Genomic DNA, 987 nt, shown 5'->3' with positions numbered 1-987 from the left:
TGTGGCGGCTGCGTTGGTGTCGTCGCGGTCGGTGTTCGAGCATCGGGCTGTGGTGGTGGCGGGGGACCGTGCCGAGGCGTTGGCTGGTCTGGGTGTGTTGGCGTCGGGTGGTGTGGCGCCGGGTGTGGTGAGCGGTGTGGGTGTGGCCGGTCGTCGTGTGGTGTTTGTTTTCCCTGGTCAGGGTTCGCAGTGGCTGGGGATGGCGGCTGGTTTGTGGGAGTCGTCGCCGGTGTTCGCGCAGGCGATGGGGCGGTGTGAGGCGGCGCTGTCCGCGTTCGTGGACTGGTCGTTGTCCGCGGTGGTGCGGGGTGAGCCGGATGCTCCTGGGTTCGACCGGGTGGATGTGGTTCAGCCGGTGTTGTTCGCGGTGATGGTGTCGCTGGCGGAGTTGTGGCGCTCGCATGGTGTGGAGCCGGCGGCTGTGGTGGGGCATTCGCAGGGTGAGATCGCTGCTGCGTGTGTGTCCGGTGCGTTGTCGCTGGAGGACGCGGCGCGTGTGGTGGCGTTGCGGAGCAAGGCGTTGGGTGTTTTGGCGGGGCGTGGCGGGATGGTGTCCGTGGCGTTGCCGGCCGGTCAGGTCCGGGGTCTGCTGGGTGAGGGTTTGTCGGTGGCGGCGGTCAACGGGCCGGCCACGACGGTCGTCTCCGGTGATGTCGACGCGCTGGATGTTTTGCTCGCCCGCTGTGAGGCGGACGGTATCCGGGCGCGCCGGATCCCGGTGGACTACGCCTCGCATTCGGCCCATGTGGAGTTGATCCAGCGGGAGTTGCTGGACCTGTTGGAGCCGGTGCGGCCTCGCACGGCTCAGGTGCCGTTCTACTCGTCGGTGACGGGTCGGGTGGCCGACGGGTCGGAGCTGGATGCCGGGTACTGGTATGCGAATCTGCGGCAGACGGTGGACTTCCATGGTGCGACCCGTGCGCTGCTGGACGACGGTTTCGACGTGTTCGTGGAGTCGAGTGCGCATCCGGTGCTGACGGCTTCGGT

The 987-nt window shown here is 68.1% G+C and carries 1 protein-coding gene; it reads left to right on the top strand.

Translation table 11 applies throughout. The features are described 5' to 3' along the window. The coding region (locus JK361_RS40605) for an acyltransferase domain-containing protein (protein ID WP_201828250.1) at window positions 1-987 on the top strand (987 nt) is incomplete at both ends.

This window comes from Streptomyces musisoli, assembly GCF_016741855.1.
Lineage (GTDB): Bacteria > Actinomycetota > Actinomycetes > Streptomycetales > Streptomycetaceae > Streptomyces > Streptomyces musisoli.
This window is presented reverse-complemented; position numbering and strand designations above follow the sequence as displayed.